Source organism: Flagellimonas allohymeniacidonis (assembly GCF_004296335.1).
Taxonomy (GTDB): Bacteria; Bacteroidota; Bacteroidia; order Flavobacteriales; family Flavobacteriaceae; genus Flagellimonas; species Flagellimonas allohymeniacidonis.
Window position 1 is genome coordinate 1,628,834 of the sequence record NZ_SGIU01000002.1, and the last position, 23,678, is coordinate 1,652,511.

A 23,678-nucleotide genomic window follows, 5' to 3' on the forward strand; every position below is an offset into this window, starting at 1 on the left:
TATTATGAAACTACAGACCTCGGTTCCGATTTTTGAAGCAAACACTCCTATTGACTATAAAGGCCAGGTGATTTTGATAGGTTCATGTTTTGCTGAAAACATCGGGGAAAAGTTTCGGTATTATCAATTTCAATCGCTTCGCAACCCCTTCGGCATACTGTTTCAACCCTTGGCAATCCAAAACTTATTGGAAAGGTCCATTTCGGAAAAAGAATATTCTGGGGATGAGGTGTTTTATCATCAAGAAAGATGGCACTGCTTTGAAGCACATTCTTCTTTGAGTCAAAACACGAAACATGAGTTGATAGCCCAATTGAATTTGGGTTTAAAAGAAACCAAAGACAGCCTTCAAAGTGCTTCGCATGTCGTCATTACTTTGGGAACAGCATGGGTCTATCAGCATAAAGAATTCAACTTTCCTGTGGCAAACTGTCATAAAATTCCTCAACTTGAATTTGATAAAAGGCTGTTGGATGTTGGCACCATTGCAAATAGCCTAAAAAGGATTGTGGAACTGGTTCATACGGTTTCTAGTAAAGCGAAATGTATCTTAACGGTTTCCCCAGTTCGTCATTTAAAGGATGGATTTGTTGAAAATCAAAGAAGCAAAGCATATTTAATAGCTGCGGTACATCAAGTGTTGCATGAAAACCATGTTTCGTACTTTCCTTCCTATGAAATCATGATGGATGAACTGCGGGATTATCGCTATTATGAAAGGGATATGGTGCATCCAAACGCCTTGGCCGTTGATATCATCTGGAATGCCTTCAAAACATCATGGATTTCCAAAGAGGCGCAGTCTGTAATGGAAGAGGTTGAGGCGATTCGAAAAGGCCTGTCCCATCGACCTTTTAATCCTGATTCTGAGGCGAACAAAGCGTTTCAAAAGTCGGTAGATGCCAAAATTTCGTATATAAAAGAACGTTATCCTTTTATGAAATTCGAGTAGATGAAAAAGATAGTTTTCGGTGCTATTATAGCCTTGGCATCCATCTTGATTTATAGATCCTGCAGTGAGGATGTTCAAAATCGAGCGCAGCTCAAGGAAAATTCCATGTTGATTCAGCAAGAGCTAAAAAATGTATCGAAGCTTATTGTAACTGAAGGTCATTTCGCTGAAGTATATAATTACAAGGATTCCCAAGAACTTTTCGGGAATATATTCACGGCAAATAAAAAGGCATTGGTTGTGGTGAATGCAGAAGTCTCTGTCGTTTACGATTTAAGTGAAATCGATTATGTGATTGATGATAGCTCGAGAACAGTAACAATCATGGACATTCCCGAGCCAGAAATCAAGATCAATCCAGATTTTGAATACTACGATGTTACTTCAGATTATTTTAATCCTTTTGAAGCAAAAGATTATAACAACATCAAAAAAAGTGTAAATGCTTCTTTGTTGAAAAAGGTAGAAGCCTCTTCCTTAAAATCCAATGCACAAAACCGATTGGTGAGCGAGCTTTCCAAGATATTGGTATTGACGCACTCCATGGGATGGACCTTGGTCGCAGAAGGAAAAACTACAAATGATCTAAACGGGCTAAACCTTGACCGAGAAACTCTTCTCGACTAAATCGACACCATCATCAATTAAATGGCCCACAGCAGGATTGTTCTGTTTTACAATTTCTAAATGCTCTTGAATTTCCTTGGCAAAGGCAGTATCCCCATTTTTCTTGGCCAATTCAAACAGTTCAACGGAAAGCAGCCAATCGTCTGGATGTTTTTTCTGCAACTCATGAAAGACCTTGTTTCGGGAAATGGTCGTGTTTTTTCCTTCCCTGAAATCACGAATCAACTTGTAATATTCTTCCAATTCCAGGCGTTCAGGACTCTTTTCAACTTTAATGGTTGTCTCTGTGAGTTCATGGCTGATCAAATTGAAACTACCAAGGTCTGCTGGACCATTGTAGGCAGATACCACATTTTGACCTACCGCCATATGGAATAGACCCCAATCTGGCAAGAATAACAGGGTGCCATCATGGGTAACCTTACAGTCCTTAAACGTGATCAAAATAATTTTCCCTTGCAGATTTCGGGTGCCGGTCACAATGGTACCTTCCACGGTAACGCCACCTTCGAATTCAAGGTGCACCTGTTCGCCTTCAAAAATATTGTAAGCCCTAAGGTCTCGCGGCCCCATGTCCTCAATCGCTAAATTGATTCCTTTTAATTTTCCAATTGGAGACCCAAAGCCGTCAGAATGGTGCAGTGTACTATGGCCCACCAATTCCTTTTCGCGATAGGCCAAAGCTGTCGGCCCTACAGTACGAACATAAACGGGCATGCCTTCATGTTCGATGACACTATGAAATTGTCCTGAAATTTGCAGCCCCGTACTAAGTTCAATTGTGCCCAAAGCTTTCGATTCGATAAGTTTGTTTACACCCGACAAGCCTCCTGTTCGCAAGGCCATGGTATTGGCAAAATCTTCCAATACTTGACTTAAATGGGCAAAATTCGGAGTCACAAAAAGCTGTGGTTGGGGTTTTGTAATATCAAATGCCATTTGGGCGGCCTCAATGGTATAAGGTAGTTTCACCACATCTTCTTGAAGGCACCAAGTGCTCTCCCCAATGGATGATAGTAAGCCTGCACCATAAATCTTAGGTTTTTTTAAGGTGCCAATTAGTCCATATTCCACGGTCCACCAGTGCAAGTTTCTGATAAGGGCCATCTCACTGGGCCGACCCATGTTATCCTGTAAATGTTCTATGTGTTGCTCCGCCTCATCAATCTCCTTTTGGGGTGTGCCTGGAGCTTCTTTTATGATAGAAAGATGTCGAACCGCTTCGTAGAGTTCGTAATCCTTGGAACTGGATATTGCTTTGCTCCCTATTTCACCAAAACGTCTCAAGTACTCCGCATATTCGGGATTTGCTATGATGGGCGCATGACCTGCACCTTCGTGAATGATATCTGGAGCAGGGGTGTACTCTATATTCTCCAATTGACGTATATCTGATGCAATGACCAAGACATTATAAGCCTGAAATTCCATGAAAGCGGAAGGTGGAATGAATCCATCCACAGCCACGGCTGCCCATCCGATTTCTTTTAAAATTCGATTCATTCCATACATATTGGGAATGTCATCAATGGAAATCCCCGTTTTGGACAGTCCATCTACGTAAGACGAATGGGCCACTTTGCTGAGGTAATCTACATTTTTACGCATTACATAGCGCCACACCGCTTGATCAATGGCCGAATAATCCTCGTAATTCTGAGGTTTTATGAATTGCTTTAGATGTTCCGGTAACTTGTCCAATATAGGATTAGACTCATACTTCATGGGATGAATTTTAAAGAGGCTTAAAGGTACGAAATCCTGCTTTTTTCTCTGAAATGAAAAACCGCCCTCTAAAGGGCGGTTTCAGTAAATCTTTAATTTGCTGCTATCCTCGCGTCAGGTGGATAAGCCTGCAGGATTTCGGAAACGAACTCTTGAATGCGTTTTTCCTTTTTCTCAATATTCTTGATGTTGTTCAAAGTGCCAACACCTCTACCTTGCCAGACCAATTCCTTGTTTTTGGCATCGATAAAGTCAATGTAGAGTGAACCTTCTGTTCGGGTACTTACATTATTGCCTCCCCAGCCCCAACCGGGTCCCCAAAGCCATGGGTTGTAGAAGCCTCCCCAGCCCCAACCCCAGCCCCAGCCGAAGTTGTTATTGTAAACATCTACCTGTTCACGTTCTTTGGTAAAAATACTTACCAAAATATCAGGCTGTTGGGATTTTACGAAACCGCGGGTGCTCATTTCAGCATCAATGGCACGTAAGATTCGTTTTTTGTCCAAATCTGAAATCTGGGCCTTGTCTATGCCAGTTTTGTAGTAGGCATAGGTTTTATAGGTTTTAAAATCGGCGTCTTTATCGTAGTCGGCAATCACTCTGACCGAGCTACAGGAAACGAGTAAGCCTGCCGCCAAGGCTGCAAGGGTAAAAAGCTTTAATTTTTTCATAGTACAATTTTTTTTGAGTTCGTTGAAATCCTTGTCGAAACCATCACAAATATTATGCCGAACACACTGTTTTCAGCGTCTAGTGTTGGTTTTTTTATCATAGCCATAGGGGCAATGGCGGCATCCGCTCTCACAGCAATATCCGCGTTTTAAATGGTAGCGCTCAGTAAACACTTTGTAGCCTTCTTCAGATAGGTAATAGTCACCTTCCTCCAAGGGAATAAACTCTTTCATAGGCAATTTTGGACCAATCGTCACCTTAAAATTACGGCAATAGCCTGAATTCCCCTAATCTTTAAGACAATGGCCGAATTCAGGTTATACATCGAAATTGTTAATGTAATTCGTCGAGGCCATATACTTTCCTTCTCTTTTAACAGTTATCTTTGTAAGAAACCAACTATAGTTTTACTGTGATTGTAGTTTTTAAACACTTCTTTTACCGAAACTATGTGGGCCTTTCCCTTTGGCCGTTCATAATCCTTAAGGAGGATGGGCTAAAGAAGGATACGGTGCTGATAAACCACGAGCGAATTCACTTAAGACAACAGCGTGAGCTGCTCATTATACCCTTTTATCTGTGGTATATGGCCGAGTGGATTTTACGAACTTTGCTTTATCTTGACAGTTATAGGGCCTACCAGAACATTAGTTTTGAGCGCGAGGCCTATGCGAATGAAAAGGATTCTGAATACCTTTCTAAAAGAAAAACCTTTGGTTTTATGGATTATTTGTTCCGTTAAATCAGAGCGTTGCAGGTTCCCAATCAAGAAATAACGTTACCCCTACTTGCTGAAAATCAGGTCAAACTTTTTGTAAAAAGGGAAGATCTTATCCATCCGATTGTCTCTGGGAACAAGTACCGGAAACTCAAATACAACCTTTTGGAAGCTAAGAAGACAGCCCACTCGACCTTGTTTACCTTTGGAGGGGCCTATTCCAATCATATTGCGGCAGTGGCCTTTGCCGGGAAAAAATCCGGGTTTAAAACAATTGGGGTCATTCGGGGTGAAGAACTTGTGGAGGTATGGGAAGAAAATCCCACTCTTCGTTTTGCCCATGAACAAGGAATGCAGTTTCATTTTGTTTCGCGTGAGCAATATCGACAGAAAAATTCACCGAAATTCATTGAGGAACTTCAAAACCAAAATGGCTTGTTTTATCTACTTCCAGAAGGGGGCACCAACGCATTGGCCGTAAAAGGATGCGAGGAGATTTTAACACCGGAGGATGCTGAATTCGATTATGTGTGTTGCTGTGTAGGTACAGGCGGTACCCTTGCTGGATTGATTAATTCCTCCAACTCCAATCAAACCGTTCTTGGCTTCCCTGCGCTTAAAGGGGACTTCTTAAAAGAAGATATTTATAAATTTGTTACACGGGATAATTGGAATTTAATAACCAATTATCATTTTGGAGGGTATGCAAAAATGGATAGAGCACTAATTGAGTTCATAAACGATTTCAGATTGAAAACAGGAATTCAACTTGACCCCATTTATACCGGAAAGCTGTTTTTTGGAATTATGGATAGGGTTGAAAAAGGTTATTTTGAACGAAACACCCGAATTTTGGCCATTCATACCGGTGGATTACAGGGCATCCAAGGAATGAACATAGTATTGAAACAAAAAAACTTACCTACATTGAACGTATGATAAAGCGAGTTGGATATGTTGTGGTACTGTCTATTTTGATAGCCAGTTGTGGTTCAAAAAAGCGTACGGCTTACAAAAAGAAGGAAGACGTAGTTCAAAATCAGAGTAATCGAAATCCGAATGCCGATTTACCCAAAGATGGGCCCAAGGAAACTGAATTGTACCCCTTACCAGAAAATCCAGGGAAGTTTGTCAAATTTCCTATTGCCAATACCACAGAATACATTGAGACCTTCTCCGAAATTGCAAAGTACGAGATGAAGGCCTTCGGAATTCCAGCAAGTATTACTCTGGCTCAAGGCATATTGGAAAGTGGTTCGGGGAGGGGAGAACTCACCCGAAAAACCAACAATCATTTCGGAATAAAGTGCCATACCGGATGGAACGGAGAGTATGATTTTCATGACGACGATGCCAAGGGCGAGTGCTTCCGCAAGTATAACCATCCCATGTATTCCTTTAGAGATCACAGCATATTTTTATCCTCCCGCTCGAGATACAGTTTTCTCTTCAATTACCGTCGGGATGACTATAAAAAATGGGCTCACGGCCTACGTCAAGCGGGTTATGCCACAGACCGCAAGTATCCTCAAAAACTTATTGCACTTATTGAGAGATATAATTTGGACAAGTACGATGAGGAAGTGGTTCGAAATGGATTGGACCCGGTTCGCCAACCTAGGGAATATGAGGTTTTTACCCATGTCGTGGAAAAAGGGGACACGCTTTATGCCCTATCTAGAAAGTATACCGTTTCGGTGGATGAATTGATGCGAATCAACAATTTGAACTCTACCAACTTGTCCATAGGTCAGAAATTGAATATCCGAAGGGAAAAATCGAAATAGCATTTAGACCATCCTATTTACAAGAATTTTCTTTTGAACGAATGGATAGCTAATTTTGCATCCTAATTTCCACTCATGAGAAGTGGAAACTCATAAAAACCAAATGATTTACCAAAGAAGCAGTGCCTTGTTTGCTGAGGCGAAAAAATATATCCCCGGAGGGGTAAATTCACCCGTAAGAGCCTTTAAAGCTGTTGGGGGAGAACCCATTTTCGTAAAGGAGGCCAAAGGGGCCTATCTTTATGATGAGGATGGTAATCAATTGATTGATTTCATTGCTTCTTGGGGCCCTCTAATTCTTGGCCATGCTTATGAACCGGTAATCAATGCAGTGGTGGAAAAGGCAAAAAAGGGAACTTCTTTTGGAATGCCCACGGAAATTGAGACCGAGCTGGCGAAATTGGCAGTATCCATGGTGCCCAATATTGATAAAATTCGCTTTGTAAATAGTGGTACTGAGGCATGTATGAGTGCCGTACGATTGGCGAGAGGTTATACTGGAAAAGACAAAATCATAAAATTTGCGGGATGTTATCATGGCCACTCTGACGCTTTTTTGATCCAAGCGGGGAGCGGTGCAGTGACTTTTGGAAGCCCCAATAGCCCCGGGGTGACCCAAGGTACGGCTAAAGATACTTTGTTGGCCGACTATAACAATTTGGAAAGTGTAAAAGCCCTTATTGAAGCCAATCGCGGTGAGATTGCCGCCATTATTTTGGAACCTGTAGCAGGAAATATGGGTTGTATCATTCCTTCGGATGAATTTATTCATGGATTACGAACGCTTTGTAACGAAGAAGATATCTTATTGCTTTTTGATGAGGTGATGACCGGTTTCCGTTTGGGAAAAGGAGGAGCACAAGAAGTATTGGGTATCGATGCGGATATCGTCATGTTTGGAAAGGTAATTGGTGGTGGATTACCCGTAGGGGCTTTTGCTGCAAAAGCTGAGATTATGAAGCATTTGGCCCCAGAGGGGCCTGTGTACCAAGCTGGGACCCTCAGTGGGAATCCCTTAGCCATGAGTGCAGGTCTTGCAATGCTAACCGAATTGAATAAAAGGCCAGAGGTTTTTGACAGTCTTGCCCAAAAAACCGAATACTTGCATAGAGGAATTGCTGAGGTATTGACTGAAAAAGGTGTGGCGCATCAGATCAATCGTTATGGGAGCATGATTTCAGTACATTTTTGTGAGGACCCTGTTGTTGATTTTTCTTCTTCGGCCAAAGGCAATAACGATACCTTTAAAAAGTACTTTCACGGTATGTTGGAGCAGGGGGTGTATTTACCGCCTTCGGCTTTTGAGAGTTATTTTTTGAATGATGCCCTTAGTTATTCCGATTTGGACAGGACGGTTGAGGCGGTGAGGAAGGTGTTCTAATTTATTCAGAAGAGAAATTTAAACCTTTAATGAGGTTCGTTTTTTTCTAAATAAACCAATCAACCCCAAGGCTGGCCCGATTGTCAGTACGAGAAAAACAAATTGAGGAGGAATCACCGCAAATAAGGCATTGACGACCTGAAGACTTACTATGGTGATGGCAAAACCAATGCAATTCACGATGGTAAGTGCGGTACCTTTTACATTCGGCGGAGCACTATGCGCGACTAGCGTAGAAAACAAAGGAGAGTCGGCAACAACGACCATGCCCCAAAACAATAAAAACAGAATAAAAACAGGCAAGGGGGCGAAAAGGAGTACAAGGGGTGAAGCCAAACAACAGACTCCAGACAACAATAAAGCTGTACCTGCTGTGGGTTTAACGCCTTTGCGTTGCGAAATATACCCGCCCAGCACACAGGCCATGCCACCGATGGCGATAATCCAAAACGACCAAAACGAAATTCGAAATTCATTGACGCTGTGCCATTCCATGAAAATACCAAGCCAAACGGGAACAAAGGCCCAAAAAGCATATAGTTCCCACATATGCCCAAAATAACCAAAGGCAGCCGCTCTAAAATCTGATTTTGAAAAGACAGCGATACAGGCGGTAAAATCAAGTTTTTGACTTTTCTTTCTATAGGGTCCATCTGGTACCAGAGCAATCATCAACAGCCCTCCAAAAAGAGCCAAGAAGGAGGTGGCCAAAATCACATATTTCCATGGAAAGATATGCGTAAGGTCTTTTAAAAGATGGGGCAGTGCCGTACCTACGACCAAGGCTCCTACCAAATACCCTAAAGATTTTCCTAGACCCTTATCAAAATAATCGGCCGCAATCTTCATTCCCACAGGATAAATACCTGCAAGGAAAAAACCTGTGGCAAAACGAAATACAAGAATGCTGATCAACGTATTGTTATCCCAAAGCACCCCAAGATTTGCCAAGGCACCCAACAGTGCGCTCCAAAAAAACACTTTGGAAGGTGAAAACCGGTCTGCAAAAGTAAAAACGGCAAATAACAGGGTCCCTGCAATGAAACCAAGCTGTACAGCGGAGGTAATATGGCCAACACTGCTTTGGGTCAAGCCAAAACTTGAGATAAGGTCCGTGAGCACCCCATTTCCTGCAAACCACAGCGATGTGCAAAAAAATTGCGCAATTGCAATGATGGGAAGAATATGTTTGGGCGGTTTCACAGAGGTATTTGCATAAAACTGTCGTATGGTCTTGAACAGCTTTGCGAAAATAGCAGAATAATTGTGTCTATTATCCTTTAATCATGTACCTCAAAAAGGTAGCTATCCCCTCCGAACGGCCCAATGGTTCCAAAAAACAAGTATAGATATTCACACCTATGGCCAAATAAGTAGCCGGGTGCTTTAATTTTTGGTACTTCCAAGCCGCCAGTAGTATCAGTGCAATAATTAGGGCTTGGGTGAGATAGACCGGAGCCATGATATCTATATTGGGCCAGTTTTCGAGATGTACCAAAACAAAAATGTTCTGTATCCCGCGCCCCAATGCCGGCATCATAATGATGAACACAGTGGTAATCAACCACCAGGCGTGGTCTTCTAGACTTTTTCGTTTTATGATGCTCATAATGACAGCATAGCCAAAGGCGATGATCATCACAATTTCAACAGCTGCTACGCCCATAAAGAACCACGGTTCAAATGGCCCAAAGGCATCCCGGAGTTCTGCCGACCTGTCCGCGTTCACAATATCGCGATGCAGCATGCTGAAGGCGGTAATCGCTACACCTCCGGCCAAGAACATCCCAATAATGCCATTGGTACGGTGCTTTTCCAACTTTCCGTGGGTAGCATAATATGGTTGTAGAATCAGGTACAGATACCAGAGAGTTCCAGTCCAATAGTGCACATGCACGGACCACGCATTTTCTGTAAAATCGCCCCAATAATCCCTAAAAATCCCAAATTGCATCAACACCATGGGGATAAGCATCCACAGGTGGAGAGTTTTGTATTTGTTCATAATTGTTAGTATGTATTAGGGGGAGCTTTGGTAAAAGCGAGAGGGAATATGCTGAGAACAAGATAGATAAAAGAAGTTAAACTCAAAAAAGAAATGGACGGAGTGCCTATATCTTCTTTGGATTTCTCACTATGTTCGAAATGACGAGGTGTTCTAAAGTGTCATTTCGAAAGAGCTGCGCGACTGAGAAATCTCCACCAGGTTCGCGGAAGGAAAGAGGGTAATAATTCTGTTTTAAGCATTCCATGTTTTCTCTAGCTTTCCCAAGGCATCTAAAATGGCCAAAGGACTTTTACTGAAAATGGAAGCGCCCACTGTAACCACGGAAGCCGCTATATTGATGGCCTTTTGAACATTTTGAAGGCTTTTGTAGGTTTTGGTTATTTCTTCGGTAATCTTGGCTATTCGAGCTAAAGAATCCTCCACATCGTTCATGACCAAAGTGGCAGAGATGGTATAGAAATCATCCGAATAGTTAAGAATTCTTCGGTGCGATTCCCTTAACTTTCGATTTTGGGCCTTGGTCAAGGTATCGAAATTGTTCATGCGATAATCACCAATGGACTGTGCCAAAGTCAGGAATGTATTGGCGAGCTCGTTGATTTGTTTTGAGGTAAGTCTGGCCATTATTCGGTTTTTTTGAATTCGGTGATAATGATATCAATTTCGTTTGCATAGCTGAAAAGCAATTGTTTGATTTCTTCAGCTTTTAGAGTTTCAAGGTGATCAAACAATTCCTGATGACCTTCCGATATTTTTTGAAGCGTTTTTGAATAGATACCAAGTTTGTTTTGCTTCTTTTCGATGTCGCCCTGTCTTTTGTAGTATTCTTGGGTTGTCTGGCGCTTTTCAAACATTGAAAGGGAGTCGCTTTTGGTTAAGTCGAAGAAATAGGCTCGGTTTCTTTCTTTTTCAACTTCAAGTTTACCATACAAATTGGAGGAAAGGTTAAAATCCAAATAGGCCAGTAACTCTTTAATAGGGGCATTTGCCTCAGTGACGTAGGTCTTGATTTTGCTTTTTCTTTTAGAGTCGGCAAATACATTGATGAGAATTCGGGCAACCCGTGAATAGGATGCCACCTGTTCTTTTTCAATTTTAATGGAGCCAAAATCACCTTCGGTCAACGCATTTTCAAGTTCATCCGTTCTGTATGTGGCCAAACCGTTATCAGAAACGAGGCTTAGGCCCTCAAAGTACCCATAAATGGCATTATATATTTTCAAGTTGATACTGTCCGCTTTTTGCTCTGGGGAGCAATTACAAGTTTTGTCTTCAATAAGGAGCATATTGATTTTATCAAACATGCATCGGTCCATACAGCTTTGCGAAAAGCCATAGTGGATTTCTTCGAAAGCCTTGACTCCTTCTAAGGAGGACGTCGAATAATCGTTGACATGTTTTAGGTTGACACAACCTGTTAATACAATACACAGGATTGAAGCAATGGACATTCTGCGGAACGATTTCCTTGTTATGTATTTCAGATGGAATCTCATAACGGGTATTTGATAGCGTTTTTGTGTAAACAACTTAGATTACAAGTTCGGGTATTTTTGTCTTCAAGGCAATATTTCTATTTCTTTTTAAGTAAGAAAACACCTAAAAATTGCTAAAACATTGGAAAGGCCCATTGTGACTTGTGGTGAAGGAATCACTACAGGCTATAACGGTGTAAATTGGAAGTAGGCAATCACAAGAGAGTGTTAAAATTTTACCGAACGTTTGGTAAATTTGAAATTCTTGTTACATTTGTCCCATGAGAATGGCAAAAGTATCAGATCAGGAGATTTTAAACGGATTAATGTCGGTGTTCCGCTCTAAGGGCTATGACGGAGCCAGTCTTAATGAGTTGGCGGACGCTACAGGCCTTAAGAAAGCCAGTCTGTATCATCGCTTTCCTGGAGGGAAAAAGGAGATGACCTCCGCTGTACTCGACTTTATGGAATCGTGGATCAACAATAAGGTCTACAAGGTATTGTCGGATAGCCAAGTGGCTCCCGCGGAACGTTTACAGGAAGCTTTGGTCAATATTAATGCCGTATACAATGAAGGGCGGGAGGTATGTTTGTACCGTTCTCTCTCCATGGATACCGGAATGGCGCTTTTTGGCGAAAAAATAGAAAAGGGAATCAACCAATGGTTGGAATCGTTCAGCATTTTGGGGCGAGCTGTTGGACAGGATGAGGACGCGGCGATGCAAAAGGCGAAGCAAACCTTTATTGAAATACAGGGGAGCTTGGTACTTTCCAAAGCTATGAATAGCACCGAGCCTTTTCAAAAGGCTATCCAACAAACTACAATGCGATACAAAATCTAAAAAAATTTAAAAATATAAATTACCGAACGTTCGGTAACAATAATTAAATTCAAAACAATGAAAACTAGAAAAACGATTGTAACACTTTTTACTTTGGCGATTTTGGTCGCCGCGAACCTAAACGGACAGAACAAAAAAAGGTCCGTAACAAAGCAGCAGTATCCAACAACCTACCATACCGCAAAGGTGTCTGGATTGGATATTTTTTACCGTGAAGCGGGTCCAAAAGATGCACCTACCTTGCTTTTATTGCACGGCTACCCCACTTCTTCGCACATGTTCCGAAATTTGATCAAAGATCTGTCTGACGACTATCATCTTATTGCACCGGATTACCCTGGCTACGGCCGCAGCTCACAACCTCCAATGGCTGATTTTGAGTATTCCTTCGCCAATTTCGCAGAAATCGTTGACGAGCTATTGACACAACTCAAGGTGGATCGCTATAGCCTTTACCTGATGGATTACGGTGCACCTGTGGGATATCGCATCTTTGAAAAGCATCCGGAACGTGTGGAGGCATTTATCGTACAAAACGGGAATGCCTATGAAGAAGGTTTGGCAGATTTCTGGGACCCTTTACGTAAGCTTTGGACAGACAATTCACAAGCCAATAAGGAACCTTTGCAGGCTTTCCACCAAATTGAAGGATTGAAATGGCAATACCTCTATGGGGTTCAGGATAGCAGCAAGGTAAGTCCCGATAACTGGAATCACGATTTACAACACTTAACACGACCTGAAAACAACGAAATTCAGTTGGCCATGTTCTATGATTACCGAACCAATGTAGACCGTTACCCAGGATGGCAAAAGCTATTCCGAGAGTATCAAGTGCCTACATTAATTGTATGGGGAAAGAACGATTATATTTTTCCACCCTCTGGAGCGCATCCATACAAAAGGGATTTGAAAAATGTGGATTTCCATCTGTTGAATACCGGTCACTTTGCCTTGGAGGAAAAAGGCGATGAAATTGCGGGCTATATACTAAATTTTTTAAAGAAGAATAAAATCCAATAACCTATTCAGAGCATTGCCCGCGGTACTTTTTTCATGATACTGCGGGTAGTGTTTTTGGGTTTACTACGACAAAACAATTAGCAACAGTAAATAAGATGGCACAAGAAATAAAACTACCAGTCCCTCCATTTAGCTTGGAGACGGCCAAACAGAAAATACAAATGGCGGAAGACGCCTGGAATAGCCAAGACCCTGTGAAGGTGTCAAAAGCCTACACTGTGGATAGTGAATGGCGTAACCGTTCCCAGTTCATCAATGGGCGCGAAGAGATTCAGGCCTTTTTGACCGAGAAATGGGAAAATGAGCGGAATTACAAGCTCAAAAAGGAATACTGGGCGCACGGAGATAACCGGATAGCAGTACGTTTTGAGTATGAATTTCAAGACAAGCAAGGCAACTGGTTTAGGGCGTATGGCAATGAAAATTGGGAATTTGATGCCAATGGCTTAATGAAGAAACGCTATGCCAGCATCAATGATGTCCCGATTACTGAATCTGAACGTAGGTTAAAATAGAAAGCGGGGCAGACGCCCCGCTTTCACACAAACTAACCAACTTAAAACCCTTAGATGGGCTTTATCCATAGCAGATGCTTCCATTGGGAAGATTCCTTCAGAATCAAGGCGATATTGACCCCAAATAAGGCACAGGTTTGCAGTAGTTCTGAAATTTCATCAGATTCCAAAAAGATATGGAACAGGAAAATGTTCAAGGTGATGGGGAGCAAAAAGAGGGCTCCAACGAAACTGGTATACTGTATCACCAGTAGCAATCCAAAAAGGAGCTCGCAAATTCCCAGCAATTGCCAGAAATAACCGGTTTGTTTACTACCGCTGATGTATAGAATTTTTTGCAAGGTACTTTCCTTGGCAGGATCTTTGAATTTCTCCGCTTTTTCGACCACTTCAACCGGGGCAGGAATAGGCTTCTGAAACTTTTGGATACCTCCATAGATCATAAAGCCACCTAAAAACAATCGTAATGCGATAAATAAGATTTGTACTGCTTTCATATTAGTTGGCTGCCAATGTGGTTTCACCTTCGTTGGGATTATAGACAAAATTGAAGGTGTAATATCGAGAAGGAGTGGTGAAACCATCAGGATTCACCGGAGCATTCTCATAGTAGCTCAAAATTTCAACTTTGGCGTATCTTCCATCATGGGTACGAAAAACCAAAACTTTACCTGGAATTGGCGTCACTAAATTGGTCATAAAATTATAGTTGTACCAACCATTATCACTCCCAGAGGGAATGGCAAAAGCTGCACCGGCGTCTTGTGTAAACGTAAGCCCATCCACCGAGTTCACTTCCGAAAAAATACCATCTACTAAAGCGGCAGCCCCCTCACCATTTCGGATTGGTTCGTCATTGGTGCCCGTTTCAACACCTCCATTTACTGCGATGGTCGTTCCTCGGAATGCAATGTCCCAATCCGTTTCACTTGTGGTCTCAGCTCCTGTTTCAAAGCTAAACTTGGTGAACTCACCTGAGATTTCCCCTTGCCCTTGCCCACCCGTCTGGGGGGCAAAAAGGTTGGAAACAGAACGAGTAACCAACTCCGATAAGACCGTGAAATTTGCAGGAGTGTTCTTGGCAACACCATCAATACTTATGCTAACGGTACCAGATGCAGCTCCAACGGGTACCGAAGTCACAATTTCAGAACTGTTGACCGAACTAATGGTTGCAACTACTCCATTAAAAGTCAAATTGATTCCTGAAGCATCTGTTGGAAAATTGGTTCCGGTAATCGTAATTTCTGTGCCAACAGGACCTGATTCGGGCGAAATGGACGTTACGGTAAACTCGAGTGAATCTGAATCATTGTCATCGCTGCAGGCCACAAAGACAAACAGCGCAACTGATATGGTAAATAATTTTAAGGTAGTTTTCATAGGGATTTTCGTTAAGGGTTAAAATTGAATATTAAGTCGAGTAAAGAATTGTATTCCTGGATTCACAAGCACTTCGTTGTCTTGGGCGGCCAAGGGGTTGCTACCTCTAAAATCTAAAAGGTTGTTCGCGCCCACTCGAAGTTGATAGTGCTTTAAAAAGGTCTTGCCAAAGGAAAGGTTGACCAAAGCAAAGCCATCTACGAAAGAATTGTCGAATTCGTCCAACAAATCGTTTCCATTGCGATCGGTTAATCCAAATCTGCTGCGATAGACCACCCGAAGATTCGCGTTGGCATCCCATTTGGGCACCTCATAAAATGCTTTGAAGTTCCAGGTATGCCTTGAACGGTTTTCCAGTCCGAAGTAATCGTCTTCGGAAAGCCGAATAGTTTCCAAAGTTTCTGGGTCGCGGGCAAAAACACTTCCATTGGCCACAGCTTCCTCTTTGGCTTTGTCGAAAGCATAGAGCAATTGATATCCTGCAGAAAGATTCAAGTTTTCGAATAGCCTGTATTGTAGGTCAAGTTCCACCCCTTGCGTATAGACCTCCTCCCGATTGATGTATCCAAAAACGTTTTGTCCGTTGGTCTTGGAAGCCAAGATTCTAACATCGATTAGATTTTGAAAATCGTTTCTAAAAAAGTTAAGGTCGGCCTTGAGCTTTCCTTTTTTGTAACCTACACCCAAGTTGTATCCCACCGAACTTTCTGCATCGAGACGTTCACCTAAATCTGCTGGGTCGACGGCCAGGTTGGCAATTTGGTCGCTTTCTTGTAGCCTTTGAATACCTGATGCTTCCACTTCCTTGCCAAAAACAGAGTAGCCCCCGCCAGCTGCATTGGTAAAATCCAAGTACAATTGACGAAAATCCGGTGCCTTAAAACCACTCCCAATGGAACCCTTCAAAGCCCAATTTGCATTAAAATCATAGCGGTAGGAGAGTTTAGGGCTTAGCTGTGAGTTGTATTCGCTATGGTCGTCAAAACGGGCGCCAACGATCACGTTTAATCTTTCCAGAGGTTTAAAATCGTACTGCACGAACGCATATTGGGAGTCAAAAGTGACCTGTTCTGCAAAAAGGGAGCGATTTAAAGTTTCAAAATTATAACCACCTCCCAGCGTCAAAACGTTGTGGTGACTGAAAGAATGATGGAATCGGATTTCGGGCCGAAATAATTTTTGATCAAAATTATTGTCCAATAAAATTTCATCGTTGATAGGATCAATGGCCTGTTCATTGGTAACGTAATTGGTATAATAAAACTCGTATTCGAACTGTGACTTCTTTGATACTTTATGGTCAATGCGAAGATGGGCATTACCATCGCGCTCTTCACTGGTACCCGAGGGAACATCAAAATTTTGAAGAAAATAACGCCCCGAGGCAAAAAAGCGCAGTTTATCTGAAGCATCAAAAAATACACGTCCATTTAGGGTGTAGTTATAAAAGGGATTTATAGTTTGTCCTTCGTCTCCCAATGCAAGGTCATAGCCATCGGTGCTCAATCGGTCCACAAAAAGGGAATACCCTAACGTATTCTTACGTTGGCTAAGACTTACTGTGGTGTTCTGATTGTTGAATGTAGCCGAACGGTGCGATACCTGTCCACTTATTTTTTCTGATTTGGGCTTTTCGGTAATGATATTGATGACCCCGCCCAGAGCTTCTGAGCCAAATAGGCTTGAAGACGGACCCTTGACCACTTCTATTTGTTTGATATTGCCGATGGCGAATCGGCTGAGGTCTAAATTTCCGGAACTACGGCCTACAACGGGAACCCCATCAATTAAAACCAGCACATAGTCCGAAGCAATACCCTGAATCTGTACGCCTTCACCACCGCCTACGGTTGCATCAGGTGTCATAACGATGCCTGTTTGCTCATTCAAAATCTCGCTGAGCCGGGTTACTCCGGTACGCTCTAATTGCCTTTGGGGAATAAGGGTCACTGGAAGGGGCAAAGAAGACAATTGTCTAACAGTTCTTGTGGCGGTAACCACTACTTCATCAAGGTTTTCGGTAAGAATGGAATCCGTTGGTACTTCTTGACTTTTTCTCTGGGCATGTAGCAATAGGGTTGGGAAGAAGAAAAAATAAATGACAATATTATTTTTATTTAGACTCATTCTTATTTAGATTTGCGGACAAATATATATTTATTTTAAATCAATCTAAATAAGAATAGTAAATTTTTTAATCCAGAAAACTAAACAGAAACATGAAACGAAATCTTCTTTTTACCGCCCTAAGTTTTGCACTGGCCTTTTCCGTTAATGCCCAAAGCAAAAAAGAACAAGATGAAAAGACCATTAAAAAAATGTGTGGTTGCTATGAGGTCAGCTTTGATTTCACAGAAACTTTCGAATATTCCGACAGTCCTGACTATGTACCTTCCAAGGTAAAGCATGATAAGGGACTGGAATGGGTGCAATTGGTAGAGGACACCAATGACAAAATTGTGCTGCAACATTTATTGATTGTGGGACGACCCGATGCTCCCAAGGTAATCAAACACTGGAGACAGGATTGGTTGTTTGAGAATACCGATTTGTACACCTATCAGTGGGATAATACATGGAAATATGTTTCTCTTTCAAAAGATAAAGTTAGAGGCCAATGGACCCAAAAGGTCTTTCAGGTCGATGACAGCCCGCGTTACGAAGGTACCGCCACGTGGGTGCATGTTGATGGGCAAAGTTCATGGGAAAATGCAGCGGATGCTCCGCTACCGAGAAGAGAATACACGAAGCGAAGTGACTATAACGTAACCTTAAGAAATAACAGGCATGCCATTATCGAAGAGGGCTGGATTCATGATCAAGACAACAAGAAGATTATCCGAAAAAAGGGAGAAGAAGATGTGGTATTAGCAGAAGAAAAAGGATTAAATACATATAAAAGGGTTGATGATACCCAATGTGCAGCCGCTCAAAGCTGGTGGAAAGAAAACAAAGAAGATTGGGCTTTGGTACGTGCCAAATGGGATGAAGTTTTTTCGAGAAGGCAAGATTTAAGGCTTAATGCCAAAGTGGACGATAAGCCATTGTATGCTCATTTGTTTGCAGACGATTTTGAAAGAAGCGCGTCAAATATCGAAGGAATTATTGAAACATTTATCGCAAAGTAATTCCAGATTTGCGATTTTGATAAAACCACCTATAAGGTGGTTTTTTGTTGCCCCTTTTTGCCCAATTTTGGTTATTTTGAGGAGGAAATGACCCGTGATATCATCAACATCAACGATTTCATCATTTTGGTGGAAGAAGCCAACTCGGATAAGGTCATCACCGATTCATGTTGGTTTGACGAACCCGTTATTGCCGTAGCCTTTTATGGTTCGGGAAATGTGGAGTTGGCCATGAAATATGATGGAAAACAAAAAGACTACCTTCATACCAAGGGCTTGGCACTTTCGTTTTTTGCAGATGAAACAGTAGAAGCTGCCCATACGGTCTCTCCCGATAAGCCTTTAGAATGCATTGTAATTGCAACTTCACCGCGAAACCTTGAAAAATTGCCGAATGCCGAGGGGGAACTTTTCTCTGAACTATTGGAGCAACTGGTGAATCCTTCCGACCATTATGTTGAGGGGCCACGATTTTTCATGACGCCTGAAATGCAATCCATTGTTGACCAAATCTTTCACAATCAATATCAGGGGAAGACAAAAATGATGTTTTTCCGTAGTCAGATAACAGCCTTGCTCTCCCACTTTTTTGGTCAGTTGGCCATGATGCAGACGGATACGATGAAGACCTCCGAACGGGAGAAACTAGAGGCCGCTAAGGAAATTTTATCCAACAATCTAGATAATCCGCCGTCTTTATCCGAGCTTTCGCTTCAAATCGGGCTCAATAGTTTTAAGTTGAAAAAGAACTTTAAACAAGCGTTTGGAGTCCCGGTCTTTAAATATTTGCAGAACGAACGCCTTAAAAAAGCGCACGAGCTTCTACGAAGACAAGAGGCCACGGTACAAGAGGCGGCTTGGCATGTGGGTTATGATAGCTTGAGCTCTTTCTCGAATGCCTTTTCCAAGAAATTTGGCTTTCGTCCCAGTGAAATTAGGCAGTAGCTTTTTGAATCTCCAGCTCCAAAACGGAGTGCACCGTAACCTTGCCTTTTTTCCCTTTGAGGGCGACCGCACCCATTTCGGTAAAACCGTAGTTGTTGGACTGTAACTGATTTTTTAGGGATTCTGAAAGTAGAAGTTCGCTACCTAGGTCATTGCATTTTCCCTGTATTCGTGCTGCAGTATTTATAGTATCTCCGTGATAGGCAATTTCTTTCTTATACTTTCCCACTTCGGTAACGGTTACAATTCCACTATGTACACCTGCTTTAAAAAAAGGAACGCACCCGTAATTTGTAATGTAGAATTTTTCTTTTTCAGAAAGCAATTGTTTGAAACTAAAAAATGCTTTCAAACACTCCTGGTTTTTTATTCCTTCATTGAATTTCCAGGTAATTACAGCCTCATCGCCAACATATTGATAAATTTCAGCATTATCGGGAATAGCCACTCCCAAATCATTGAAACAATCTTGTACCAACATACTGTACTTTACATGGCCCAATCTTTCGGCCAACTCAGTGGAGGACTGTAAATCCAGAAACATGAAAATGCGTTTTTCTTCATTCGGGGTATAGAATTCCCCTCGAATTAATTTGTACAAGTTGCCTTCACCAAGCATAAGATTCACCTGCCTCAACACAGCCAGCATTAAATCCACAGAAACCACATAAAAATAAATAGCTCCACTTCCACGATCTACAGCAAACGAATAAATACTAAGGTAGGTGCCAAAGAAAAATTGATAAATGTTGTAGGCAAATACAATCAAAATCAACGTAAATAGTATGGTGAACAAGAAACGGACAAAAAGGAGTTTTCGAATAGAAATTCGCTTATAGATGCGTTCCTCTACCAAGATTTGGGCAAAACCTGAAACTAGTCCCATCAAAGGACCCAAAGTTATCGCAATGATCAGCCCTTTTTCAAAATCGAATTGTAGACTTCCCAATTCCTTTGTGCCGATACCTCTTACTATGTTTAAAAAGATAAAGGCTAAGGTCCATCCGATGCAGTAGAACCGAACTATACGCCACCTTCTCTTGTTGATAATGGAAATTCTCATAGCTTAAAGTTATCCTTTTCGAACAAATCTTCCTCCTTTTTGAACAAATCTTCCCCATGTAGTGCGTCTAGTTTTGTCCTGTAATTATTGAACAATCAAAAAAATCTAAAACAATGAAAAGAGCAAGAGTGATTTTAATCGGAGCAGTTATTTGGATACTCGGAGTAAGCTTTTACTCGCTGTCCTTTTTTGTCAACATTATGGAAGATGCACAGCAACAGGCCAACCTGGTATTGTTCGTCACAGTGATGCCACTAGTGTGGTTGGGGTCGAAATTATACTATAAAAAAGACCACAGCACCCATGGGTATAGGATCGGGCAGACTTTCTTCTTGGTTGCCGCAGCATTGGACGCTTTAATCACAGTACCCTTTATGATCATACCCAATGGGGGGAGTTATTACGAATTCTTTACAGATATCGGTTTTTGGATCATTGGGTTAGAGTTCATTACGACAGCCACACTGTATTGGTATGCTAGAGTTTATACAAGAACACAAAAAATTAGTTAATCAAACAAAATCACGAACTATGGAAATTTCAACAAGCAACATCACACTTTTTGCAGCCATACTTCTAATTGGTCTTGTGGCAGGACTATGTTTCACTTGGGGAAACGCTGTAACCCCTGGGGTTGGACAATTGGAAGACATGGGTTATCTACAGTCATTTCAAAAAATGAACCGTAGCATAGAAAACCCTCTATTCTTTGCGGTTTTCTTCGGTTCCTTCTTAGTGGGAATAGTGACCGTAATTACTAATAGGGCAATTTCACCCACACATTTTTGGCTGGTATTGGCAGCAATGGCCATCTACTTTTTCGGAGTTGTGTTGGTAACTATTATGGGCAACGTTCCCCTAAACCAAATATTGGACAAAACCGATTTGGTGAATAGTACCTCGGAACAATTGCGCACACTTCGAGAGACTTTTGAAAGACCATGGAATCAGTTCCATTCGATTCGGATGGTAGCGGCTACCATCTCATTTGCAATGTTGGTCATTGCAGCAATAGGAAAATAAAAATCTAAAAATCAGAAACATTAAAAATTAAGTATCATGAAAAACAACATTTTAGTATTGGGAGGAAAAGGAAAAACAGGCCGAAGAGTGGTCAGAATCTTAAAAGAAAAAGGACACAACGTACGGGTAGGTTCCCGAAGTGAAAACCCGGCTTTCGACTGGGAGAAACCAGAAACCTGGGGCCCAGCGCTTGAAGGAATGGATGGTGTATATATCACCTTTCAACCCGACCTTGCCGTACCGGGAGCCTTAGAAGCAATCGAAGCACTTGCCAAGGAGGCGGGCCGACAAGGGGTTAAAAAATTGGTTTTGCTTTCTGGGAAAGGGGAGCGCGAGGCAGAACTCTGTGAACAAGCGGTCATGAATTCTGGATTGGACTACACCATTGTTCGAGCCAGCTGGTTCAGCCAGAACTATAGCGAAAGCTTCTTTTTGGAACCCATTCAACATGGTTTTGTTGCTCTACCCATGGCAGATACCAAGGTACCTTACGTAGACGCCGAGGATATTGCTGCTGTGGCGGTTGAGGCCCTGTTGGACGCAAAACACAATGGAGAAATCTATGAGTTAACAGGTTCAAGATTCCTAACATTTAGGGAAGTGATTGCTGAAATATCCAAAACGGTCGAACGGAATATCGTTTTTACCCCCGTTTCTTTACCGGCTTATACCAAAATGCTACGGGAATATGGACTTGATGATGACTACGTATGGCTAATCAACTACTTGTTTTCTGAAGTTCTCGATAACCCTGACAATCAGGTAATCACTAAGGATGTTGAAAAGGTATTGGGCAGAAAACCAAAAGATTTCTCAGAATTTGTTAAGGAAACCGCAGCTACGGGTATTTGGAGCCAAACAGTGGCTTCTTAGAGTTTGCTATCAATCAATGAACAACAAAACGGACCCAATTTGGATCCGTTTTTTTATGGAATTGCTAAAGCTTGCAGGTAATTTTCCGCGGCATATTGCCCAATTTGTGTGCCAAGACGTTTTCCTTCTTCGGAATCATATCGAAAATGAATGCCTAAATACACACGGGAGAGCGAAGCTTCCCATCCCGCATCGGAGAAACTAGTAAAAGAACGTGTTGGAGGGTCCATTTTTAGTTTTTCTGAAAAAGGTCCTGCGCTATCGACTTCCTCGGTAGTCATTACAAAAAGGTAATCATCGCCCTTGCCCAAAGTGTGGGCCAAAGCGGTCATGGCTGCAGCACTTGCTGTTCCATGTGCGGAAGGATAAGAGGGAAATGCATAGGTGTGTTGGTGTAAGTTGTTCCATTCTACATCTGCCGCAGTATCTGGATTTTCATCATGTTCCGCCCAACGGATCGCGGTATAGGGGCGCCAATGATTGTAATGAAATTTATTATCGAACACATTAATGTAAGCATCGTAAACGGTCATATTCAAAAGTGCGAATAAACGGGAAGCCTCCCAGAGGTTCAATGCCTCTTTGGTCACTAACTCACGTGCCAAGCGGTTATGCGAATTTTCAACGAAATCTTTCCACCATAGGGCGAAATGCGTTTGGTCTGCAGTGCGGGTTTCGCTTTGCGTTTGGCCTACCTCCTTTACCTCGTTAAAGGCTATGGTATAGGCATCGCTCTTTATATCTGGAGGGGGAGGGGACCTAAAGAAATCTTGTCTTGGAAGCATAAAAGGTTGTGCTTTGGCCCAACCGGCACCAAAAATAAAACCTTCTGGAGTTCCGCTATGTTCATTGAATTCTGCATATACCCCTGGTGCCATGGGATGCCAAGTGTATTCTGCCTCACCATTCCAGGCGTCTCGGGTTCGTTTTTGCAGTATTGAGGTGGCCGAGGCTCTCCCTAGCTTCTTTACAACCGTGCTGTTTTGGGTTTCGTTTGTTAACCACTTGTCCAATTCCTGTTTTAGCTCCGATTGTTTATCTGGGTACTGATCCACTGTGACCAAATATGCTGTATAGGCCGCTGTGGCGATAGGGTCTGCCATGGTTGGCTCGGATTGATAGGCATAAGAAGTGTAGAGCGGAACGATGGTATTTAAGGCATCGTGTATGGCCACATGGACCATGGAAGCAGTTCGCAAACCCTTCAAAGTAAGCAATCCATCTTCTTCAATGGCAATTTCAAATATCTTTTGATTCCAAGAATTGATTACTTCTGGAGAATATTCTTCTACTTTGATTTCTTTGGTGGTACAACTTTGAACAGTAAGTAGGATGATAGGAAGGAAATAATTGGATAAAAATTGACGAATTGTTTTCATGTCTTCTTGAATTTTAGTACAAAACAGATACGTTCAAAACTTCTACATCCTTAAAGGATATTGACTGGAAAAAAGTTTGCACTGTGATTATAAACTAGGGGGAAGACTTATGGTAACCAAATTAAGTTAAATAATTAAAAATCAAGAAGCTAGAAAGGG

At 42.0% G+C, this 23,678-nt stretch carries 26 protein-coding genes; 14 read left to right on the forward strand and 12 right to left on the reverse strand.

The annotated features are described in order from the left end of the window. Window positions 1–4 precede the first annotated feature (4 nt). Both EW142_RS15830 and EW142_RS15835 read left to right on the forward strand, forming a co-directional pair. Window positions 5–952 (forward strand): GSCFA domain-containing protein, encoded by a 948-nt coding sequence (locus EW142_RS15830; protein WP_130615538.1) that lies wholly within the window; start codon window positions 5–7, stop codon window positions 950–952. Then, window positions 953–1,579 carry a DUF4230 domain-containing protein gene (locus EW142_RS15835; RefSeq protein ID WP_130615540.1) on the forward strand — a complete coding sequence of 209 codons (627 nt, stop codon included), beginning with the start codon at window positions 953–955 and terminating at the stop codon, window positions 1,577–1,579. It begins immediately after the preceding gene. Here the strand turns inward: EW142_RS15835 and EW142_RS15840 are convergent. The 3 genes from EW142_RS15840 to EW142_RS16755 all read right to left on the reverse strand — a co-directional run bounded on the left by EW142_RS15840 (window position 1,547) and on the right by EW142_RS16755 (window position 4,209). Continuing rightward, window positions 1,547–3,304 carry an aromatic amino acid hydroxylase gene (locus EW142_RS15840; RefSeq protein WP_130615542.1) on the reverse strand — a complete coding sequence of 586 codons (1,758 nt, stop codon included), beginning with the start codon at window positions 3,302–3,304 and terminating at the stop codon, window positions 1,547–1,549. The genes EW142_RS15835 and EW142_RS15840 overlap by 33 nt on opposite strands. Window positions 3,305–3,396: 92 nt before the next feature. Further along, complete coding sequence (locus tag EW142_RS15845) at window positions 3,397–3,975, reverse strand: DUF4136 domain-containing protein (RefSeq protein WP_130615544.1); 579 nt, start codon at window positions 3,973–3,975, stop codon at window positions 3,397–3,399. Window positions 3,976–4,047: 72 nt separating this feature from the next. Then, window positions 4,048–4,209 (reverse strand): DUF5522 domain-containing protein, encoded by a 162-nt coding sequence (locus EW142_RS16755; protein ID WP_165395294.1) that lies wholly within the window; start codon window positions 4,207–4,209, stop codon window positions 4,048–4,050. A gap of 179 nt (window positions 4,210–4,388) precedes the next feature. On the opposite strand from EW142_RS16755, the gene EW142_RS15850 reads away from it, so the two are divergent. The 4 genes from EW142_RS15850 to hemL all read left to right on the forward strand — a co-directional run bounded on the left by EW142_RS15850 (window position 4,389) and on the right by hemL (window position 7,862). After that, window positions 4,389–4,718 (forward strand): hypothetical protein, encoded by a 330-nt coding sequence (locus EW142_RS15850; protein WP_130615546.1) that lies wholly within the window; start codon window positions 4,389–4,391, stop codon window positions 4,716–4,718. A 9-nt stretch (window positions 4,719–4,727) separates the two neighbouring features. Continuing rightward, window positions 4,728–5,633 carry a 1-aminocyclopropane-1-carboxylate deaminase/D-cysteine desulfhydrase gene (locus tag EW142_RS15855; protein ID WP_130615548.1) on the forward strand — a complete coding sequence of 302 codons (906 nt, stop codon included), beginning with the start codon at window positions 4,728–4,730 and terminating at the stop codon, window positions 5,631–5,633. After that, entirely contained in the window at window positions 5,630–6,481 is an 852-nt protein-coding gene (locus EW142_RS15860) for a glucosaminidase domain-containing protein (RefSeq protein WP_130615550.1), read from the forward strand. Before EW142_RS15855 ends, EW142_RS15860 begins: the two co-directional genes overlap by 4 nt. Before the next feature lie 103 nt (window positions 6,482–6,584). Further along, on the forward strand, window positions 6,585–7,862 hold the full coding sequence (gene hemL / locus EW142_RS15865) for a glutamate-1-semialdehyde 2,1-aminomutase (protein WP_130615551.1): 1,278 nt from the start codon (window positions 6,585–6,587) through the stop codon (window positions 7,860–7,862). A gap of 18 nt (window positions 7,863–7,880) precedes the next feature. Here hemL and EW142_RS15870 read toward each other — a convergent pair whose 3' ends face one another. The 4 genes from EW142_RS15870 to EW142_RS15885 form a co-directional block, all read right to left on the reverse strand. Continuing rightward, complete coding sequence (locus EW142_RS15870) at window positions 7,881–9,065, reverse strand: MFS transporter (protein WP_130615553.1); 1,185 nt, start codon at window positions 9,063–9,065, stop codon at window positions 7,881–7,883. A gap of 70 nt (window positions 9,066–9,135) precedes the next feature. Further along, complete coding sequence (locus tag EW142_RS15875; protein ID WP_130615555.1) at window positions 9,136–9,867, reverse strand: hypothetical protein; 732 nt, start codon at window positions 9,865–9,867, stop codon at window positions 9,136–9,138. 234 nt (window positions 9,868–10,101) lie between these two features. Further along, entirely contained in the window at window positions 10,102–10,494 is a 393-nt protein-coding gene (locus EW142_RS15880; protein WP_130615557.1) for a hypothetical protein, read from the reverse strand. Continuing rightward, window positions 10,494–11,321 (reverse strand): hypothetical protein, encoded by an 828-nt coding sequence (locus EW142_RS15885; protein WP_130615559.1) that lies wholly within the window; start codon window positions 11,319–11,321, stop codon window positions 10,494–10,496. Before EW142_RS15885 ends, EW142_RS15880 begins: the two co-directional genes overlap by 1 nt. A 311-nt stretch (window positions 11,322–11,632) precedes the next feature. Here EW142_RS15885 and EW142_RS15890 point away from each other — a divergent pair, with 311 nt between their 5' ends. The 3 genes from EW142_RS15890 (at window position 11,633) to EW142_RS15900 (ending at window position 13,725) form a co-directional block, all read left to right on the forward strand. Beyond that, a complete protein-coding gene (locus EW142_RS15890; protein WP_165395295.1) occupies window positions 11,633–12,187 on the forward strand; it encodes a TetR/AcrR family transcriptional regulator in 555 nt (184 codons plus the stop codon). 57 nt (window positions 12,188–12,244) lie between these two features. After that, the gene (locus EW142_RS15895) at window positions 12,245–13,210 is read left to right on the forward strand and encodes an alpha/beta fold hydrolase (RefSeq protein ID WP_130615563.1); all 966 of its coding nucleotides are present in this window, start codon (window positions 12,245–12,247) and stop codon (window positions 13,208–13,210) included. A gap of 95 nt (window positions 13,211–13,305) precedes the next feature. After that, window positions 13,306–13,725 (forward strand): nuclear transport factor 2 family protein, encoded by a 420-nt coding sequence (locus EW142_RS15900; RefSeq protein ID WP_130615565.1) that lies wholly within the window; start codon window positions 13,306–13,308, stop codon window positions 13,723–13,725. A 50-nt stretch (window positions 13,726–13,775) separates the two neighbouring features. On the opposite strand, the gene EW142_RS15905 is transcribed toward EW142_RS15900, so the two are convergent. The 3 genes from EW142_RS15905 to EW142_RS15915 are packed head-to-tail and all read right to left on the reverse strand — an operon-like array spanning window position 13,776 to window position 17,235. Continuing rightward, window positions 13,776–14,222 (reverse strand): DoxX family membrane protein, encoded by a 447-nt coding sequence (locus EW142_RS15905; RefSeq protein WP_130615567.1) that lies wholly within the window; start codon window positions 14,220–14,222, stop codon window positions 13,776–13,778. A 1-nt stretch (window position 14,223) separates the two neighbouring features. Then, the gene (locus tag EW142_RS15910; protein WP_205783294.1) at window positions 14,224–15,108 is read right to left on the reverse strand and encodes an IPT/TIG domain-containing protein; all 885 of its coding nucleotides are present in this window, start codon (window positions 15,106–15,108) and stop codon (window positions 14,224–14,226) included. Between the two features lie 18 nt (window positions 15,109–15,126). Next, the gene (locus EW142_RS15915) at window positions 15,127–17,235 is read right to left on the reverse strand and encodes a TonB-dependent receptor plug domain-containing protein (protein WP_130615569.1); all 2,109 of its coding nucleotides are present in this window, start codon (window positions 17,233–17,235) and stop codon (window positions 15,127–15,129) included. Between the two features lie 92 nt (window positions 17,236–17,327). Between EW142_RS15915 and EW142_RS15920 the strand changes: the two genes are divergently transcribed. Beyond that, the gene (locus EW142_RS15920) at window positions 17,328–18,236 is read left to right on the forward strand and encodes a DUF6607 family protein (RefSeq protein ID WP_130615571.1); all 909 of its coding nucleotides are present in this window, start codon (window positions 17,328–17,330) and stop codon (window positions 18,234–18,236) included. Window positions 18,237–18,272: 36 nt separating this feature from the next. After that, window positions 18,273–19,181 (forward strand): helix-turn-helix domain-containing protein, encoded by a 909-nt coding sequence (locus EW142_RS15925; RefSeq protein WP_240740233.1) that lies wholly within the window; start codon window positions 18,273–18,275, stop codon window positions 19,179–19,181. On the opposite strand, the gene EW142_RS15930 is transcribed toward EW142_RS15925, so the two are convergent. After that, on the reverse strand, window positions 19,171–20,244 hold the full coding sequence (locus tag EW142_RS15930; protein WP_130615573.1) for an adenylate/guanylate cyclase domain-containing protein: 1,074 nt from the start codon (window positions 20,242–20,244) through the stop codon (window positions 19,171–19,173). The genes EW142_RS15925 and EW142_RS15930 overlap by 11 nt on opposite strands. A 113-nt stretch (window positions 20,245–20,357) precedes the next feature. Here EW142_RS15930 and EW142_RS15935 point away from each other — a divergent pair, with 113 nt between their 5' ends. Genes EW142_RS15935 through EW142_RS15945 form a run of 3 tightly spaced genes read left to right on the forward strand, consistent with a single transcriptional unit; the run spans window position 20,358 to window position 22,140 of the window. Further along, a complete protein-coding gene (locus EW142_RS15935; protein ID WP_130615575.1) occupies window positions 20,358–20,756 on the forward strand; it encodes a DUF5367 family protein in 399 nt (132 codons plus the stop codon). A gap of 19 nt (window positions 20,757–20,775) precedes the next feature. After that, window positions 20,776–21,267 (forward strand): anthrone oxygenase family protein, encoded by a 492-nt coding sequence (locus tag EW142_RS15940; protein ID WP_130615577.1) that lies wholly within the window; start codon window positions 20,776–20,778, stop codon window positions 21,265–21,267. Between the two features lie 36 nt (window positions 21,268–21,303). Then, window positions 21,304–22,140 (forward strand): SDR family oxidoreductase, encoded by an 837-nt coding sequence (locus tag EW142_RS15945; protein WP_130615578.1) that lies wholly within the window; start codon window positions 21,304–21,306, stop codon window positions 22,138–22,140. 53 nt (window positions 22,141–22,193) lie between these two features. Here EW142_RS15945 and EW142_RS15950 read toward each other — a convergent pair whose 3' ends face one another. Continuing rightward, on the reverse strand, window positions 22,194–23,519 hold the full coding sequence (locus tag EW142_RS15950) for a vanadium-dependent haloperoxidase (RefSeq protein WP_130615580.1): 1,326 nt from the start codon (window positions 23,517–23,519) through the stop codon (window positions 22,194–22,196). Window positions 23,520–23,678: the final 159 nt, after the last annotated feature.